Raw genomic sequence first — 1402 nt, forward strand, 5'->3', positions numbered from 1 at the left:
TCAAATGGGGTAGTGCCCCGGCTGAGTTTCGATGGTGATCCAGCGCAGTTCGGTGAAGGCGTCGATGCCGGCCTTTCCGCCGAAGCGGCCATAGCCGGAGGACTTCATGCCGCCGAAGGGCATCTGGGCCTCGTCATGCACGGTGGGGCCGTTGACGTGGCAGATGCCCGACTGGATCTGGCGCGCCACCTTGAGGCCGCGCGCAGTATCGCGGGTGAAGACCGAGGCCGACAGGCCATATTCGGTATCGTTCGCCAGTTCGATCGCATGGGCCTCGTCGCGTGCGCGGGCAATGCCCACCACCGGGCCGAAGCTCTCGTCGCGGAACAGCTTCATGTCCTGTGTCACCTTGTCCACCAGATGGGCAGGCATCAGCACGTTCTGGGTCGTCTCGCCGCCGGTCAGCAGTTCGGCGCCCTTGGCCACGGCATCCTCGATCAGCGCATAGCAGTGATCCACCGTCTTGCGGTCCACCACCGCGCCCAGCGGCGTATTGCCCTCGCGCGGATCGCCCACGGCCATGGAGGCGACCTTGGCCTTGAACTTTGCCGCAAACTCGTCGGCCACGGCATCGACCACGATGATCCGCTCGGTCGACATGCAGATCTGGCCCTGGTTCATATAGGCGCCGAAGGCGGCTGCCTTCACGGCCTCGTCAAGGTCCGCATCTTCCAGCACGATCATCGGTGCCTTGCCGCCCAGTTCGAGCAGCACCGGCTTGAGATGCTCGGCCGCGCGCTTCGCGATGATCCGGCCCACCGTGGTGGAACCGGTGAAGTTGATGCGCTTCACTTGCGGCGCATCGATCAGCGCGCCGACCACTTCGCCCGCATCGGCCGGCGCATTGGTGACAACATTGACCACGCCTTCGGGGAAGCCTGCCTCGGCAAAGGCCTCGATGATCAGCGCATGGGTGCGCGGGCAGCTCTCGCTGGCCTTGAGGATCACCGCATTGCCGCAGGCCAGCGGCACCGCGATGGCGCGCACGCCAAGGATGATCGGCGCATTCCACGGGGCAATGCCCAGGAGCACGCCCACCGGCTCGCGCAGGGCCATGGCCAGGCAGCCCGGCTTGTCCGACGGGATAACCTCGCCATTGATCTGGGTGGTGAGCGCCGCCGCTTCGCGCACCATGGAGGCGGCAAGGCCGAGATTGAACATGGCCCAGCCGGCGGTCGCGCCGATCTCGCCCATCATCGCGGCAACGAAATCGTCCTTCTTCGCCTCAAGCGCAGAAGCCGCCTTCATCAGCACCGCGCGGCGCGCATTCGGGCCCATCTGCGACCAGGCCGCAAAACCCTCCTGCGCCTTCGCCGCAATCGCCGGAATATCCGATGCCTTCATCGCCTCCGCGCTGGAGGCAACCTCTCCCGTCATCGGGTTCAAACGTTCGAACTTCATC

1 protein-coding gene is annotated in these 1402 nt (G+C 65.6%); it reads right to left on the reverse strand.

Going from position 1 to position 1402, the window contains the following annotated elements; translation table 11 throughout:
* Positions 1 to 1401 (reverse strand): aldehyde dehydrogenase, encoded by a 1401-nt coding sequence (locus H0274_RS15565; protein ID WP_226796535.1) that lies wholly within the window; start codon positions 1399 to 1401, stop codon positions 1 to 3.
* Position 1402: the final 1 nt, after the last annotated feature.

The sequence above is a fragment of the Fulverythrobacter ferritrahens genome (genome assembly GCF_020539485.1).
Classification (GTDB): domain Bacteria; phylum Pseudomonadota; class Alphaproteobacteria; order Sphingomonadales; family Sphingomonadaceae; genus Andeanibacterium; species Andeanibacterium ferritrahens.

Coding starts and splice junctions, on each gene's coding strand:
- H0274_RS15565 (WP_226796535.1), bottom strand. CDS start 1,401: ATGAAGTTCGAACGTTTGAACCCGATGACGGGAGAGGTTGCCTCCAGC.